We start from the raw sequence: 15,096 nt of genomic DNA, 5'->3' as shown, positions 1-15,096 counted from the left end.
AGGGAGCCTTTCCATGACCTCGCACGACACATCGCTGCCCGCTGTCCCGGTTGCCGACCCGGCCGCCGCGGACACGGTCACCAGCGGACCGATTTCCCCCGCCCACCACCGCGGCTACGTCCCCGGATCGCGCGAGGACCTGCGCGTTCCGGTACGCACGGTGCATCTGACCAACGGCGAGACGGTTCGCCTGTACGACACCTCGGGCCCGTACACCGACCCCGCCTTCGAGGTGGACGTGCGGCGCGGCCTGCCCGCGCTGCGGGAGGCCTGGATCGAGGAGCGCGGCGACACCGTCCGCTACGACGGGCGGATCGGCGCGCTCACCCCGGCCGGTTTCGCGGTGCCCGGCGCCGGGGCCCGGCCCAGGCGCGCGTCCGGGGCCGAGGCGGTGACCCAACTCGCCTACGCACGGCGCGGACTGGTCACCCCGGAGATGGAGTTCGTGGCGATCCGCGAGGGCCTGACGCCCGAGCTGGTCCGGGACGAGATCGCCGCCGGTCGCGCGGTGCTGCCCGCGAACATCAACCACCCGGAGATCGAGCCGATGGTGATCGGCAAGAACTTCCTGGTCAAGGTCAACGCGAACATCGGCAACTCGGCGGTGACCTCCTCGATCGAGGAGGAGACCGACAAGCTGGTGTGGGCGATCCGGTGGGGCGCGGACACGGTGATGGACCTGTCCACCGGCAAGGACATCCACACCACGCGCGAGTGGATCGTGCGCAACTCGCCGGTCCCGATCGGCACGGTGCCGCTGTACCAGGCACTGGAGAAGGTGAACGGCAAGCCCGAGGAACTCACCTGGGAGCTCTACCGCGACACCGTGATCGAGCAGTGCGAGCAGGGCGTGGACTACATGACGGTGCATGCCGGCGTGCTGCTGCGCTACGTGCCGCTGACGGCCCGTCGCAAGACCGGGATCGTCTCGCGCGGCGGCTCGATCATGGCCGCGTGGTGCCTGGCGCACCACCGGGAGAACTTCCTCTACACGCACTTCGCCGAGCTGACCGAGATCCTGCGCGCGTACGACGTGACCTACTCGCTCGGCGACGGTCTGCGCCCGGGCTCCATCGCGGACGCCAACGACGCGGCGCAGTTCGCCGAGTTGGAGACGCTGGGCGAGTTGGGCCGGATCTCCCGTTCGATGGACGTCCAGGTGATGATCGAGGGCCCCGGCCATGTGCCGATGCACAAGATCAAGGAGAACGTCGACCTCCAGCAACGCATCTGCGACGAGGCGCCGTTCTACACACTCGGTCCGCTGACCACGGACGTCGCCCCCGGCTACGACCACATCACGTCGGCGATCGGCGCGGCGATGATCGGCATGTGGGGCACTGCGATGCTCTGCTACGTGACGCCGAAGGAGCACCTGGGCCTGCCGGACCGCGACGACGTCAAGGCGGGCGTGATCGCCTACCGGATCGCGGCGCACGCGGCGGACCTGGCCAAGGGGCACCCGGGTGCGCAGGCCTGGGACGACGCGCTCTCCGACGCCCGTTTCGAGTTCCGTTGGCAGGACCAGTTCGACCTGGCGATGGATCCGGACACCGCGCGCGCCTACCACGACGCGACGCTCCCGGCGGAGCCGGCCAAGACGGCCCACTTCTGCTCGATGTGCGGACCGAAGTTCTGTTCGATGCGGATCTCGCACGACATCCGCGCGGAGCACGGCGATGGTGCCGTCGCGTCGGAGGTGGACGCCGAGGCCGGGATGCGGGCCAAGTCGCAGGAGTTCGCCGCCTCGGGCAACCGCGTCTATCTGCCGTTGGCCGACTGACGCACGCGTCGGCGACGTCCCGGGAGCGGGCCGGCTTCCGGGGCGTCGTCAGGCCGGTCCGGGCCGGTCGCTCTCGCCGGCGACGATGACGCCGTGCTCGTAGGCGAAGACGACCGCCTGCGCGCGATCCCGCAGGCCCAGTTTGGCGAACATGCTGCCCACATGGCTCTTCACGGTCGCCTCGGTGACCACCAGACGGGCGGCGATCTCGCTGTTGGACAGGCCGCGGGCGACCAGGAACAGGGCTTCTCGTTCGCGCGGGGTCAGGCCCGCCAGGAGCGCGGGCGAGGAGCGGAGCGGTTCGGTGCGGGTGGCGAAGTTCTCGATCAGGCGGCGGGTGATCGAGGGCGAGAGCAACGCCTCCCCGTCGTGGACGACGCGGATGGCCTCCACGAGGCGGGCGCGCGAGGCGTCCTTGAGCAGAAACCCCGCGGCGCCGGCGCGCAACGCGCCGAAGACGTACTCGTCCAGGTCGAACGTGGTCAGGATCAGCACGCGCGGCGGTGGCGAGATGCCGGCGGCGTGCAGGCGGGCGGTGGCCTCGACGCCGTCCATCCGCGGCATCCGGATGTCCATGAGCACCACGTCCGGACGCAGGGCGCCCGCCAGTTCGATCGCCTCGTCGCCGTCCTCGGCCTCGCCGACCACGACGAGGTCGTCCTGCGTCTGCAGGAACAGGCGAAGGCCGGTCCTGATCAGCTCCTGGTCGTCGACGATGAGCAGGCGGATGCTCATGCGGGATCCCCCAGCGGCAGTCGGGCCGCCACCTCGAACCCGCCGTTCGCGCCGGGCCGGGCCTCCAGTTCGCCGCCGAGGACACCGATCCGCTCGCGCATGCCGACGATGCCGTGGCCGCCGGACGAGGGTGCGGACACCCGCTCGCCGTCGTTGACGACCGCGACCCGCAGATGGGTGCGGTCGAAGTCGAGCGTTACCGCGACGTGCGTGGGGCGGGCGTGTTTGAGCACGTTGGTCAGTGCCTCCTCGACGATGCGGTAGACCGACAGCTCGACGCCGCCGGCCAGCGGTCGGGACGTGCCGGTGACCTGCAGGCGCGCGGGCAGCCCGGCCTCGCCGTACGAGGCGACGAGCGCGGGCAGTTGGGCCAGCGAGGGCTGCGGACGCATCCGCACACCCTGGTCCGGCTCGCGCAGCAGGAGCAACATCCGGCGCAACTCGACCAGGCTCTGCTCGGCGTTGCTCTCGACCCGCCCCAGGGTGTCGTCGGCCACGTCCGGCGCGGTGCGCAGTACGTCGCGCGCACCGCGTACGCCCACCAGGGTCACGGTGACCGAATGGGCGATGATGTCGTGCAGTTCGCGGGCTATCGCCGCGCGCTCGCGCTGCGCCACGATCACCGAGAGCTGCTCGCGCTCGCGCTCCAGGTGGGTCGTGCGCTCCTCCAGGGCCTCGGTGTAGCGCCGTCGGGTCTGCGCGTAGGTGCCCAGGCCCCACGCGACGACGGAGACGGGGATCGAGGCGATGCTCGCCAGCATCAGGACCAGCGCCGTCGGCGCGAGGGCGGCCACCGAAACACGCCGATTCCGCAGTTCGGCGACGGTGTAGAGGGCCACCAACACCGGCGCCCCGCCGGGGTAGGCGCCGGTCGCCGCGAGCAGCGCCTCGATCGAGCAGACGAGCACCAGCACGGTGAGGGTCGCGCGCCGTCGGGCGAGCAGGAGCGCACCGGTGAGGAAGACGAGTGCGAGGGGCAGCGTCGGGACGGGTGTCGAGTCCTCGAAGGTCAGTCCGACCTCGACGCTCGTGGTCACCACCGCGACGACGGCGTCGAACACGGCCGAGCGGCGCGCTCGGATCCACCGGCGCGCCGCTCGCACGTACCGGAGAACCGGGTTCATGCCAGGTCACGCCGACGCTCGCCGGCGACGGCCGCGATCACCAGCGCGACCGCCCAGGCGCCGAGGACCACCGCGGCGGCACCGGCCGACAGCGTCGTGTGGTGGGTCGACCGCGCCAGCACACCGGCGGCCCCGAACGGCGTGTAGTTGGCGGCGGATTCGGCGACATCGGCGACCAGCGGAAGCACCGCGAAGTTCACCAGCAACACCACGACCACCCCCACGACCGGGCTGCGCACCATCGCCCCGATGGCGGCACCCATGATCGCAGACAGCACGAACGCGGCCAGGTTGCCCGCCGCGACCGAGGCGACCTCCCCCGGGGCGAGGTCGGCTCCCGGATGGTCGGCGAGCAGCGGCAGGGCGAGCCCGACGGACACGGCGACCAGCAGTGCCCCGATCGACAGACCCGTCACCGCGTAGGCGCCGATCCGGGCGAGCAGGACCAGGCCGCGGTCGCGCCGGGCCACCAGCGCCGCGGGTGCGGCGGTGCGGTGGCGGTACTCGCCGGCCGCGCCGACGAGTCCCCACAACATCAACAGGACCGGCAGCCCGGCCAGCGCCTCCTCCTTCTCGGCCACCTCGTCCAGCCGGCCCGACGCCACCGCGACGATCACGACGTTGAGCACGGTGAACGCGACGCCGCCGGCCACGAAGCCGTGGATCGAGCGGGTGGTGAGGGTCTTGAGCAACTCGCCTCGCAACAGCCGGCTCATGCGCTTCGGCCCTTCGTCGGAGCTTGCGTCCCGCCTTCGGTCAGATCGAAGAACACGTCCTCCAGGGAGGCGGTCCGTGCGGTGATCTCCTCCAAGGGGATGTGTTCGCGCAGGGCCAGCCCGGCGACCTCCGCGGCGGTGAGCCCTTCGATCCACAACCCGCCGGTGTCCGCGGGCCGGATTCGTCCGCCGGCGCCTTCGACGAGTGCCGAGAGCCGCTCGGGCTCGGGGGTGCGTACCGAGAGGGCGCCCTGGTCGAGATCGCCGATCGTGCCGGTGTGGATCAGCCGACCCTTGTCGATGACGACGACGTCGTCGACCGTCTGCGCGGCCTCGCCGAGCATGTGGCTGGAGAGCAGGGTGGTGCGACCGCGAGCGGCCCGGTCGCGGAGCAGGGTGCGCAGCCGGCGGATCGCCTGGGGGTCCAGGCCGTTGACCGGCTCGTCCAGGACGAGCACCTCGGGATCACCGAGCAACGCGCCGGCCAGGCCGAGGCGTTGGCGCATGCCCAGCGAGTACTTGCCGACCCGCCGCCCGGCGGCCTGCTCCAGCCCGACGGTTTCCAGCACCTCGTCGACCCGGCCGGCCGGCAGCCCGGCAAGCAGCGCCAGGGCTCGCAGGTGGGCCCGGCCGGTCCGGCCGGGATGGGCTCCGCACGGCTCGATGTGCACACCCAGCGCCCGGGCGTCGGCGGGCACCGGGCCGCCTTGAAAGGACACGTGACCGGCGGTGGGCCTGGCCAGCCCGACGATCGTCTTCAACACGGTCGTCTTGCCTGCCCCGTTGGGACCGAAGAACCCGGTCACCGCGCCCTCCCGCACGGTGAAGGAGAGCCGGTCGACCACTGTCGTCCGCCCGTAACGCTTGGTCAGTTCGTGGACCGCGATCGCCGCGGTCGGTGATGGCACCGAAGTCATACCGAGAGCATCGACGCCACCGATCTCCCGGTCCTCAGCCAAAAGATCAAACCCGACCTGCCACCGAAGGAGGAGCCGGCCGGCCGGAGGCGCCGTTCGGGCGCTGTCCGCGGATCTGATGGTCTGTGCGATCGCGGCCCATCACGGGCTGGTCGTGCTGCACGACGACAACGACTTCGTTGCCGCGGCCGGCGTCCTGCCCGACGTTGTGCAACGCAACATCCGCGACATCCCGGCGTAGCCGGCCGTGGGCGTCCGGGGTCATGGGCGGGGGCGGGTCCCGGGTGATGGGGTGCGGGTGGCTCGGGGTGGGGGTGTGGGGCCCGGGAGGTGGGGCGGGCGGAGGTCGAGGTGCCCAGGGCGAGGGTGGTCATCAGGGTGGCGCTTGCCCAGTGGGACGGGTTGGTGAGGGAGCGGTTCAGGCGCATGACGGAATCCCTTGTGTGGGCGAGGCGGGGGTGTCCAAGCATCGGTCGGGGTCTCCCGGCTAGGACCCGCGCTGGAGCGGCACCGACCAGGTCACCGTGGTTCCGCGGCCCTCCGGCCCCGGTCCGAACGCCGCCTGACCGCCCAACTCCTCCGCGCGGGCGGCCAGGTTGACCAGCCCGCTGCGCCGACCGCCGGGAGCGATGCCCACACCGTCGTCGGTGACCGTCAGCTCGACCGTGCCGCCGGTCACCGCGAGGCTCACCTCGACCCGGGACGCGTGCGCGTGGCGGGAGGCGTTGGACAGGGCCTCGCGCAGTGCGGCGAGGAGTTGCTCGGCGACCTCGTCCGGGACGGTCGAGTCGACCGGGCCCGTGAAGGTGACCGTCGGCTCGAAGCCGAGCGTGGCGGCCGACGTGCTCGCCTCGCGCAACACCCGGCCGCGGACCCCGGTCGTCCCCTCACGCGGCGGGTTCTGCAACGCGAAGATGGTGCTGCGCACCTCGCGGATCGTCGCGTCGAGTTCGTCCACCGCCTGGTTGATCCGGGCGGTCACCGCCGGCACCCGCGCCAGTCTGGCCGCGCCCTGGAGCATCATCCCGGTCGCGAACAGCCGCTGGATGACCAGGTCGTGCAGGTCCCGGGCGATCCGATCGCGGTCCTCGAACACCGCCAGCCGCTCCCGGTCGCGCTGCGCGCTCGCCAGCATCAGCGCGATCGCCGCCTGGCCGCCGAACGCCTGGGCCATCGAGCGCTCGGTCCGGTTGAACGGCACCGCGCCGATCCGCTTGTCCAACTCCAGCGCGCCGAGGATGCGTTCGTTGGCGATCAGCGGTACGAACAGGCCCGGCCCGAAGCAGCGGGACTGGTCCAGCATCACGTTCGGGTCGGTGCTCATGTCCGCGATGAAGATGCTGCGCCCGGTGTTGATCGCCTCCGCGACCGGGCTGCCCTGCGCGACCACCGTGCCGCCCAGGCCCGCGAGGTCCTCGCCGGAGGTGACCTCGACCAGGTACGAGCCGTCCGGCTGCGGCAGGTACATCGCGGCGAAGTCCGCCTCGGCCAGGCTGCGCGCGCGTTCGGCCACCACCGCGAGCGCCTCGTCCGGGTCCTGCGTGGTCAGCAGCGCCGTGGTGACGTCCGCCGAGCCCATGATCCACTTCTCCCGGCGGGCCGCGCTCTCGAACAGGCGCGCGTTCTCGATGGCCACCCCGGCCGCCGCCGCGAGGGCCCGGACGACCTGCTGGTCCTCGGCGCTGAAGCCCGGTCGGCCGCGCTTCTCGGTGAGGTACAGATTGCCGAACACCTCGTCGCGCACCCGGATCGGCACACCCAGGAACGAGTGCATCGCGGGGTGGTTCGGCGGAAAGCCGTAGGACGCCGCGTGTCGGGCCAGATCGTCCAGGCGCAGCGGCTCCGGGTGCTCGATCAGCAGGCCCAGGATGCCTCGCCCGTGCGGGAGTTCGCCGATCCGCTCGCGATCCGCGTCGGCGATGCCGACGGTGATGAAGTCGGACAGGTTGTTCTCCGTGCCGATCACGCCGAGCGCGGCGTAGCGCGCGTCCACCAGATCGGCGGCGGCCTCGACGATCCGGCGCAGCGTGGTGTGCAGGTCCAGGTCGGCGCCGACCGCGATCACGGCTTCGAGCAGCCCTTGGAGCCGCTCCCCGGCCGCCGCCGCCGAGCCGAGCCGCTCCACCACCTCGGCCACCAGGTCGTCCAGACCGAGCGAGGCCGGCGCGGCCGGTCCGGGCGTGGGATCGGAGCGACCCGCCCCGCCGGGCTCGTCGGCGCTGTCGGCACTGCTGCCGGTGGCGTTCACCATGAACGCAGCCTACGTGGGCAAATCCGGATGAAACCACCAAATCACCCCGGACACGCGTACGGATCCCCTCGCACGGTGCACGCCTACCGGTCCGCACACGCGGATGCACGCGCCAATGCCCGCCGCCCCGGCTCAGCCGAAAGCCCCCGCCACGTACACCGTGCGGGGCGGCAGGTATTCCACGATCACCACCAACGAACCCACCGGGTGCTCCTCGCCCGGCAGCGCCGGGTACGCGAGGAACGCCTCCACGCCGCCGCGCACCTCGATCATGACCTCGCCCACCAATCCGGGACCGATTCCCCCGGTGACCTTCCCGCGTTTGCCGACCATGTCGACCATTGTGTGGCCCGGCCCGCCCCGGACGGCGTGATCCGGCTCTCCCGCCCCGGGCGGGTGGGAGAGCCGGCGCCGACGGTCGGTCAGCCGAGGAGGGTGGTGCCCTCGTCGGAGACCTCGCGCAGACGCGAGCGCATGAACGGCAGGATGCCCCGGTGCAGGATCGCCCGGCGCCATTCCTCGCGGGCCAGGTACACCTCGACCTCGCCGGTCGGCCGGGCCCGATTGCGCGCGGCCACCGCCAGCATCGCGAGTCCCCCGATCGCCGCCGCCCCGAGCGAGATGCCCACGGCCGCGATCGAGGCGAGTTGCATCGTGTGCTGCATGGACGAGTCGTCCATCGTGAGCGGCAACAGCACGTAGCCCACGATCAGGAAGACGACCGCCGAGATGCCGGCCACGATCACCGCCATGGCGGTGGCGAGCGCGAACCAGCCGAAGCTCTCGCCGGCCTCGATCATCGAGGCGCCGAAGTCCTGTCGGATCCCGGACTCGAAACGCTGCTCTGTACGTTCGTAGCGGTCGTACTCGTCGCGTGCCGCGTCCGCGATCGACGGGGTCGCGTCCAACGTGGCCGTCCGCAACTGCTCGACGTTCAGGTTGGGTACCGCCGCAAGACCGGAGAGGGTCTCCTCCAGGTGCAGCGCGTCATCGACGAACTGCTCGTACTGACGGCGGTGCTCGTCACTTCCAAACCAGTGTTGCATCGGATCCCCCGAATGAGGCCGCGCGGGCGTGTCCCGCGTCCGCCGGGCCCGTCAGGGGACCCGTGCAAGCTGTCGGTGGATCAACGACCCGCAAAAGCACCTGACGGTGTCGAGGCGGATACTTATTGATGATAGGGTGCATCCCCCGCTTTTGGGCAGGGAGTTCCCTACGACCGCGGCTCGTCTCCGGTGTTGCCGCCGAGGGCGCCCAGGTCGTATTCGCGACCCTGCGTCTCCTCCAACGAACCGGCCGCCGCGCTCGGCGGCGTGGCGGTCAGCGGCAGGCGCGCGACCAGACACGGGCCGCCCAGGTAGATCCCGCCGTCCAGGTTGACCACCTGTCCGTCCGCGTACACGCGCGGCTCGACGATCGTCGTGGGGTCCTCGCCGGTCTGGTACGGGATCGGGGTGTGGCCGTGCACGATGCGCCGGCCGCCCAGCTCGCTCAACAGGTCGGCCGCCGCGTACGGGCCGACCTCGCCCATGAAGGCGCCGCGACGGGTCAGGTTACGGAACAGGTCCCACCACGAGAGCGGATCCGGCTCGCGCAGTATGTCCGCGACCGCGCCGTCCACCTCCTCGATGGTGTCGCCGTATTCGAGGTAGGCGTTGCTGTCCGAGTGGATCAGCAGGTGCCCGTCGACCACCGCGGCGACCGGCTGCGCGGCCAGCCAGCCGGCCTGTTCGTCGGTGAAGCGGTCCAGGTCGGACTGCATGCCGCCGTTGCGCAGCCAGATCTCGCGGAACGTGGTCGAGCCGCCCGCCACCGGCACCGGGTGGTCGCCGAAGCGGAACACCCCCAGCAGCAGGATCTCGTGGTTGCCCAGCAACATCCGGGTGCTGCCGCCGACCTCGGCGGACTCGCGGGCCAGCGCCATCGCCAGTTCGACCACGCCGATGCCGTCCGGGCCGCGGTCGGTGAAGTCGCCGAGGAACCACAGCCGGGCCCGGCCGCCGCACCAGTGCGCGTCCGCGTCGATCAGGTCCCGGGCGCGCAGGGCGGCCTTGAGCTCCTCCAGATGACCGTGGACGTCACCGACCACGTACAGCGGGGCGTCCAGCTCCGCTGCGGCGCCCATCGGGGCCGGTGTAGCCGAGACGTTGCTCACCAGAAGGGTCCTTTCTTCAGATCCGCACCACCGTACGGCGGCGATGCCGACACCCGTCGTGAACCAAGACGCACGCGGGCCGGGTTCGGCTGCGGCTCACCCGGTCCGATTCGGATGATTCCTGGACCGTATCTCTCGTGCGGGCACGGCGGAACGGACCACGCTCAATTGTGCGCGCAGCGGTGCCCGTCCCACCGGGCGGCCCCGACCCGAGCCGACCGGGCCGCGCGGGTGCCCGGCGGTCAGCGGCGAGTGGACGAGTCGCGCACCGAAAGCCGGGTGGGCACGGTGCGCTGGGCGGGCAGCAGCGGCCCGGCCCCGGCATCGTCGATCACGCTCACCAGCAGTTCCACCGCCCACGCGCCGGCCAGCGCCGGTTGCAGGCTCAGCGAGGTCACCGACGGATCGGCCCCCTCGCCGCAGCAGGCCAGGAGCAGGTCGTCGGGCACCCGCAGTTCGCGTGCCCGGGCGGCGGTGAGCAATTCGGCCGCGCACCCCTCGTGCAGCCCGAAGACCGCGTCCGGGGCCAGGTCGAGCAGCCGGGTCGCGGCGGCCCGACCGGCGCCGGGCGTACGCGCCTCGTACTCCTCGGTGATCGGCGACACACCCCGATCCGCGCACCACGCGCGGTAGCCCGCGACGCCCTTGGCCGCACCCGGGCCGTCCGAGGCGGCCAGCAGCCCGATCCGGGCGGCGCCCGCGTCGGCGAGGTGGTCGAGCACCGAACACACCGCGGCCACGTGGTCGTTGTCCACCCAGCCGTACACCGGGGTGGAGCCCGGATGACCGCCGCTGACCACGGGCACCCCCCGGCGCAGCAGCTCGTGCACGAGCGGATCGTCGTCCGCGGGATCGACCACGATCGTGCCGTCCAGCGCGACGTTGCCCCACACGTCGTGCGGCGAGGACGCGGGCAGCACGACCAGCGCGTAGCCCAGGTCCAGGGCGGTCGCGGTGGCCGAGCGGACCAGTTCGGCGAACCACGCGAACTCGGTGAGCGCGAACGGCTCGGTGGAGCGCATGGTCGTGGTCAGCCCGAGCAGCCCCGAGCGACCGGTGCGCAGCGTGCGCGCCGCGGCCGAGGGCCGGTAGCCCAGCCGATCCGCGACCTCGCGCACGTGCAGTCGGGTCGTGTCGGGCAGTCGGCCCTTGCCGTTGAGCGCGTCGGAGACGGTCGTGATCGACACCCCGGCGGCCGCCGCGACGTCCCGGATGCCCACCCGGATCCGCCGCCCCACACGCGGTACATCTGGCGCTGTCATCGTCCCGACACTAGGCCGAATGCGCCGCCCTGGCCGGGTTCATGTCATTGCTTTACGAAGAAACGTATCGCCCCATACCTACCGCTGAACCTTCGGCGACCGACTCGTGCGGCCCGACAATGCCCTCCCCGGCCGGCGGACCATAGAGTTGACACGACCGGGACGTGCGCCCAGGCACCCCGACCAGTATGCGAGGAGGACGGGCGTGACCCAGCACAACGCCCCAGGTAAGGACGACGGCGCCGCTGTGAGGTTCCGGGCGGCCCTGGCGGGGGTGCCCGTCTACAAGGCGGGCAGGGCGCCGGTGGTGGAGGAGGGCCTGCCGTCGTACAAGCTCGCCTCCAACGAGAACCCGTACCCGCCGCTGCCCAGCGTGCACAAGGTGGTGGCCGACGCCGTCGGCGAGATAAATCGCTACCCGGACCCGAGCAACGCGGAGTTGGCCGAGGCGCTGGCCGAGCGATTCGGGGTGCCCGCGTCGCACATCGTGGCCGGTACCGGATCGGTGACGGTGGCGCAGCAGTTGGTGAACGCGACGGCCGGCGAGGGCGACGAGGTCGTCTTCGCGTGGCGTTCCTTCGAGGCGTACCCGCTGCTGGTGCTGCTGGCGGGCGCGACGCCGGTGCCGGTGCCGCTGCTCGCCGACGAGAGCCACGACCTGGACGCGATGGCCGCCGCCGTCACCGAGCGGACCCGGCTGATCTTCGTGTGCAACCCGAACAACCCGACCGGCGTGGTGATCCACCGCGCCGAGCTCGAGCGCTTCCTGGACCGGGTGCCGCGTGACGTGCTGGTCGTGCTCGACGAGGCGTACCGCGAGTTCATCCGGGACGAGCAGGTCCCGGACGGGGTGGACGTCTACCGGGACCGGCCCAACGTGGTGGTGCTGCGCACGTTCTCGAAGGCGTACGGTCTGGCCGGCCTGCGGGTGGGCTTCGCCATCGCGCACGAGCCGGTGGCGGCCGAGCTGCGCAAGACCGGGATGCCGTTCTCGGTGAACCGGCTGGCCCAGGTGGCAGCGATCGCCTCGATCGGCGCCGAGGGCGAACTCCTGGAGCGGGTCGACGCGTTGGTCGCCGAGCGGGAGCGGGTGCTGGAGACGCTGATCGGCCAGGGTTGGACCGTCTTCGACTCCCAGGCCAACTTCGTCTGGCTGCGACTGGGCGAGCGCACCGACGAGTTCGCCGCGCTGTGCGAGGCGGCCGGGGTGACCGTGCGTCCGTTCTCGGGCGAGGGTTGCCGGATCACCATCGGCGAGACCGAGGCGAACACGATCTTCCTGGAGCAGGCCGCGCGGTTCATGTCCGCCTAGCGCGCTGCCGGCGCGGTCGGCGAGCCGTCGTCGTTTGGGTCCGTTCGGACCACTTCGAGCCCTCTCGGGTACCCCCCTCAAGGGGTCCCCGAGGGGGCTCGCTAGTGTTTGTGAACGGATGCACAAGCTCGACTTTGTGAACCCATTCACAAAGTTTTGCCGTGGTGGGTCCGCGCTTCACGCCCGGTTCGTCCGGGTTTGTTCGACCAAGTGTCGGGCGGGATGCGCGGAGGCGCCGTGTGCATCGTGAACCAAACGTGCGCTCGCGTGCGAGACACGACCGGCGATCAGGAGGAATGAGGGGCCCATGGACCTCGCCGTCGAAACACTCGACGTAGCCCGGTGGCAGTTCGGCGTCACGACCGTCTACCACTTCCTCTTCGTCCCGCTCACGATGGGTCTGTCCATCCTTGTCGCGTGTCTGCAGACCGCGTGGGTGCGCACCGGGAAGGAGCACTACCTCCGGGCCACCAAGTTCTGGGGCAAGCTCTTCCTGATCAACTTCGCGCTCGGCCTGGTCACCGGCATCGTGCAGGAGTTCCAGTTCGGGATGAACTGGTCCGACTACTCGCGCTTCGTCGGCGACATCTTCGGCGCCCCGCTCGCGATCGAGGCCCTGGTCGCGTTCTTCCTCGAGTCGACCTTCCTGGGGTTGTGGATCTTCGGCTGGGAACGACTGCCGAGGAAGATCCACCTGGCCACCATCTGGGCCGCCGCGATCGGCACGATCCTGTCGGCCTACTTCATCCTGGCCGCGAACTCGTGGATGCAGCACCCGGTCGGCTACCGGATCAACCCGGAGACCGGCCGCGCCGAGCTGACCGACTTCGTTGCGGTGCTCACCAACAACACCGCGATCGCCGCGTTCCTGCACATCCTCCCGGCCGCGTTCCTGGTCGCCGGCGGCTTCCTGATCGGGATCAGTTGCTGGCACCTGCGCAAGCGCAACGAGGTCGCGGTGTTCCGCCCGTCGCTGCGGCTGGGCCTGTGGGTCTCGGTACTGGCGGGCATCGGCCTCGCGCTCACCGGTGACATGCAGGGCAAGCTGATGTACGAGCAGCAGCCGATGAAGATGGCCTCGGCCGAGGCGCTGTGGGAGACCTCGAAGCCGGCGCCGTTCTCGATCTTCTCCTACGGCGACGTCAACAGGGGCCACAACAAGGTCGCCATCGAGGTCCCCGGCGCGCTGTCCTTCCTGGCCAAGAACGATCTCGACGCCGAGCTGCCCGGGATCAACGACCTCCAGGAGCAGTCGGTGGTCAAGTTCGGCCCCGGCGACTACCGCCCCAACATCTTCGTCACCTACTGGTCGTTCCGGCTGATGATCGGCGTCGGCATGGTCACCGCCGGCATCGGGCTGGTCGGCCTGTGGTTGACCCGGCGGAAGCGCGAGCTGCCGACCAACCCGTGGGTGTACCGGATCGGCCTGTGGACCATCGCGTTCCCGTTCGCGGCCAACTCGTTCGGCTGGATCTTCACCGAGATGGGCCGCCAGCCGTGGCTGGTGTTCGGCGTGCTCAAGACCGAGGCCGGGGTGTCGCCGAGCGTGTCCACCGGTGAGGTGCTGACCTCGCTGATCGTGTTCACGCTGCTGTACGGGGCACTCGCGGTGGTCGAACTGGGCCTGATCCGGCGCTACGTCAAGGCCGGTCCCGAGCCGATCAAGCCGCCCGTGAGCAAGGACTCCGACGATCCGTCGGGCGACGGCGAGGGCGCCGAACGTCCGCTCGCCTTCGCGTACTAAGGGGAGAGTGTCATGGGACTCAACGAATTCTGGTTCCTGCTGATCGCCGTCCTGTGGATCGGCTACTTCTTCCTCGAGGGCTTCGACTTCGGCGTCGGCATCCTGACCAAGGTGCTGGCTCGCAACGAGACCGAGCGCCGGGTGCTGATCAACACCATCGGCCCGGTGTGGGACGGCAACGAGGTCTGGCTGATCACCGCGGGCGGGGCCACCTTCGCGGCCTTCCCCGAGTGGTACGCCACCTTGTTCAGCGGCTTCTACCTGCCGCTGCTGCTGATCCTGGTCGCGCTGATCCTGCGCGGGGTCGCGTTCGAGTACCGGGCCAAGCGCGACGAGGACCGCTGGAAGCGCGGCTGGGAACAGGCGATCTTCTGGGGCTCGCTGGTGCCCGCGTTCCTGTGGGGCGTGGCCTTCGCGAACATCACCCGCGGGGTGAAGATCGACGCGGAGAAGGAGTACGTCGGCAACCTGCTCGACCTGCTCAACCCGTACGCGCTGCTGGGCGGCGTGGTCACCACGGTGCTGTTCACCTTCCACGGCGCGGTGTTCGTCGCGCTCAAGACCGACGGCGACATCCGGGCCCGGGCCAACGCGCTGGCCGGCAAGGTCGGCTTGGCCACCGCCGTGCTCGCGGCGGCGTTCCTGATCTGGACCCAGGCCCAGCACGGCAACGGCCGCACCCTGGCCGCGCTGATCGTCGCGGTGCTCGCCCTGGTCGCCGCGCTGGCGATGAACCGGATCGGCCGTGAGGGCTGGGCCTTCGCGCTGTCGGGCGTGACAGTGATCGCCGCGGTGGCGATGCTGTTCCTGTCGCTGTTCCCGAACGTGATGCCCTCCAGCCTGGACTCGGCGTGGAACCTGACCATCCACAACGCGTCCTCGACGCCGTACACGCTCAAGATCATGACCTGGGTCGCCGCCTTCATGACCCCGATCGTGCTGTGCTACCAGGCCTGGACGTACTGGGTGTTCCGCAAGCGGATCAGCACGAAGAGCATCCCGACCAAGCCGGCCTTCGGTGCCGCGGCGGCCGACCTGGTCGGCAAATAGCCGACCACGGCACCGTGTAGGACCGCGCCGAAGACGCACCGACGAAA

At 70.9% G+C, this 15,096-nt stretch carries 14 protein-coding genes; 5 read left to right on the top strand and 9 right to left on the bottom strand.

Annotation, left to right across the window (positions count from 1 at the left end; genetic code table 11):
- The first annotated feature begins 13 nt into the window (after nt 1-13).
- Nucleotides 14-1,783 (top strand): phosphomethylpyrimidine synthase ThiC, encoded by a 1,770-nt coding sequence (gene thiC / locus ACZ4FV_RS22125; protein ID WP_395867844.1) that lies wholly within the window; start codon nt 14-16, stop codon nt 1,781-1,783.
- 48 nt (nt 1,784-1,831) lie between these two features.
- On the opposite strand, the gene ACZ4FV_RS22120 is transcribed toward thiC, so the two are convergent.
- From ACZ4FV_RS22120 to ACZ4FV_RS22105, 4 genes are read right to left on the bottom strand one after another with little or no spacing between them, the layout of a single operon-like run.
- On the bottom strand, nt 1,832-2,518 hold the full coding sequence (locus ACZ4FV_RS22120) for a response regulator (protein ID WP_402234858.1): 687 nt from the start codon (nt 2,516-2,518) through the stop codon (nt 1,832-1,834).
- Nucleotides 2,515-3,642 (bottom strand): sensor histidine kinase, encoded by a 1,128-nt coding sequence (locus ACZ4FV_RS22115; protein ID WP_465323105.1) that lies wholly within the window; start codon nt 3,640-3,642, stop codon nt 2,515-2,517. Before ACZ4FV_RS22115 ends, ACZ4FV_RS22120 begins: the two co-directional genes overlap by 4 nt.
- Nucleotides 3,639-4,358: an ABC transporter permease gene (locus tag ACZ4FV_RS22110; RefSeq protein WP_395867851.1), complete on the bottom strand. Its 720-nt coding sequence runs from the start codon at nt 4,356-4,358 to the stop codon at nt 3,639-3,641. The genes ACZ4FV_RS22115 and ACZ4FV_RS22110 overlap by 4 nt, the downstream gene beginning before the upstream one ends.
- On the bottom strand, nt 4,355-5,275 hold the full coding sequence (locus ACZ4FV_RS22105; protein ID WP_395867853.1) for an ABC transporter ATP-binding protein: 921 nt from the start codon (nt 5,273-5,275) through the stop codon (nt 4,355-4,357). Before ACZ4FV_RS22105 ends, ACZ4FV_RS22110 begins: the two co-directional genes overlap by 4 nt.
- Before the next feature lie 118 nt (nt 5,276-5,393).
- Here ACZ4FV_RS22105 and ACZ4FV_RS22100 point away from each other — a divergent pair, with 118 nt between their 5' ends.
- Entirely contained in the window at nt 5,394-5,516 is a 123-nt protein-coding gene (locus ACZ4FV_RS22100) for a PIN domain-containing protein (protein ID WP_395867854.1), read from the top strand.
- A gap of 246 nt (nt 5,517-5,762) precedes the next feature.
- Here the strand turns inward: ACZ4FV_RS22100 and ACZ4FV_RS22095 are convergent, their stop codons facing one another.
- From ACZ4FV_RS22095 to ACZ4FV_RS22075, 5 genes are all read right to left on the bottom strand, one after another.
- Nucleotides 5,763-7,526: a GAF domain-containing sensor histidine kinase gene (locus ACZ4FV_RS22095; protein WP_402234865.1), complete on the bottom strand. Its 1,764-nt coding sequence runs from the start codon at nt 7,524-7,526 to the stop codon at nt 5,763-5,765.
- Between the two features lie 132 nt (nt 7,527-7,658).
- Nucleotides 7,659-7,868, bottom strand: a complete 210-nt coding sequence (locus ACZ4FV_RS22090) for a hypothetical protein (RefSeq protein ID WP_395867858.1) — start codon at nt 7,866-7,868, stop codon at nt 7,659-7,661.
- Between the two features lie 80 nt (nt 7,869-7,948).
- A complete protein-coding gene (locus ACZ4FV_RS22085; RefSeq protein ID WP_395867860.1) occupies nt 7,949-8,572 on the bottom strand; it encodes a hypothetical protein in 624 nt (207 codons plus the stop codon).
- 167 nt (nt 8,573-8,739) lie between these two features.
- On the bottom strand, nt 8,740-9,681 hold the full coding sequence (locus ACZ4FV_RS22080; protein ID WP_395867863.1) for a metallophosphoesterase family protein: 942 nt from the start codon (nt 9,679-9,681) through the stop codon (nt 8,740-8,742).
- 242 nt (nt 9,682-9,923) lie between these two features.
- The gene (locus tag ACZ4FV_RS22075; RefSeq protein ID WP_395867865.1) at nt 9,924-10,943 is read right to left on the bottom strand and encodes a LacI family DNA-binding transcriptional regulator; all 1,020 of its coding nucleotides are present in this window, start codon (nt 10,941-10,943) and stop codon (nt 9,924-9,926) included.
- 247 nt (nt 10,944-11,190) lie between these two features.
- Here ACZ4FV_RS22075 and hisC point away from each other — a divergent pair, with 247 nt between their 5' ends.
- The 3 genes from hisC (at nt 11,191) to cydB (ending at nt 15,049) form a co-directional block, all read left to right on the top strand.
- Nucleotides 11,191-12,255, top strand: coding sequence for a histidinol-phosphate transaminase (hisC, locus tag ACZ4FV_RS22070; RefSeq protein WP_402234928.1), 1,065 nt, complete (start codon nt 11,191-11,193; stop codon nt 12,253-12,255).
- 307 nt (nt 12,256-12,562) lie between these two features.
- Nucleotides 12,563-13,999, top strand: coding sequence for a cytochrome ubiquinol oxidase subunit I (locus ACZ4FV_RS22065; RefSeq protein ID WP_395867867.1), 1,437 nt, complete (start codon nt 12,563-12,565; stop codon nt 13,997-13,999).
- Nucleotides 14,000-14,011: 12 nt separating this feature from the next.
- Nucleotides 14,012-15,049, top strand: coding sequence for a cytochrome d ubiquinol oxidase subunit II (cydB, locus tag ACZ4FV_RS22060; RefSeq protein WP_402234869.1), 1,038 nt, complete (start codon nt 14,012-14,014; stop codon nt 15,047-15,049).
- The last annotated feature ends 47 nt before the right edge of the window (nt 15,050-15,096 follow it).

The organism is Embleya sp. NPDC025285 (genome assembly GCF_055558835.1).
This window is presented reverse-complemented; position numbering and strand designations above follow the sequence as displayed.

Bases quoted from the DNA above. Each gene is read 5' to 3' on its own strand.
- thiC (WP_395867844.1), top strand. From the start codon at position 14: ATGACCTCGCACGACACATCGCTGCCCGCTGTCCCGGTTGCCGACCCG.
- ACZ4FV_RS22120 (WP_402234858.1), bottom strand. From the start codon at position 2,518: ATGAGCATCCGCCTGCTCATCGTCGACGACCAGGAGCTGATCAGGACC.
- ACZ4FV_RS22115 (WP_465323105.1), bottom strand. From the start codon at position 3,642: ATGAACCCGGTTCTCCGGTACGTGCGAGCGGCGCGCCGGTGGATCCGA.
- ACZ4FV_RS22110 (WP_395867851.1), bottom strand. From the start codon at position 4,358: ATGAGCCGGCTGTTGCGAGGCGAGTTGCTCAAGACCCTCACCACCCGC.
- ACZ4FV_RS22105 (WP_395867853.1), bottom strand. From the start codon at position 5,275: ATGACTTCGGTGCCATCACCGACCGCGGCGATCGCGGTCCACGAACTG.
- ACZ4FV_RS22100 (WP_395867854.1), top strand. From the start codon at position 5,394: ATGGTCTGTGCGATCGCGGCCCATCACGGGCTGGTCGTGCTGCACGAC.
- ACZ4FV_RS22095 (WP_402234865.1), bottom strand. From the start codon at position 7,526: ATGGTGAACGCCACCGGCAGCAGTGCCGACAGCGCCGACGAGCCCGGC.
- ACZ4FV_RS22090 (WP_395867858.1), bottom strand. From the start codon at position 7,868: ATGGTCGACATGGTCGGCAAACGCGGGAAGGTCACCGGGGGAATCGGT.
- ACZ4FV_RS22085 (WP_395867860.1), bottom strand. From the start codon at position 8,572: ATGCAACACTGGTTTGGAAGTGACGAGCACCGCCGTCAGTACGAGCAG.
- ACZ4FV_RS22075 (WP_395867865.1), bottom strand. From the start codon at position 10,943: ATGACAGCGCCAGATGTACCGCGTGTGGGGCGGCGGATCCGGGTGGGC.
- ACZ4FV_RS22065 (WP_395867867.1), top strand. From the start codon at position 12,563: ATGGACCTCGCCGTCGAAACACTCGACGTAGCCCGGTGGCAGTTCGGC.
- cydB (WP_402234869.1), top strand. From the start codon at position 14,012: ATGGGACTCAACGAATTCTGGTTCCTGCTGATCGCCGTCCTGTGGATC.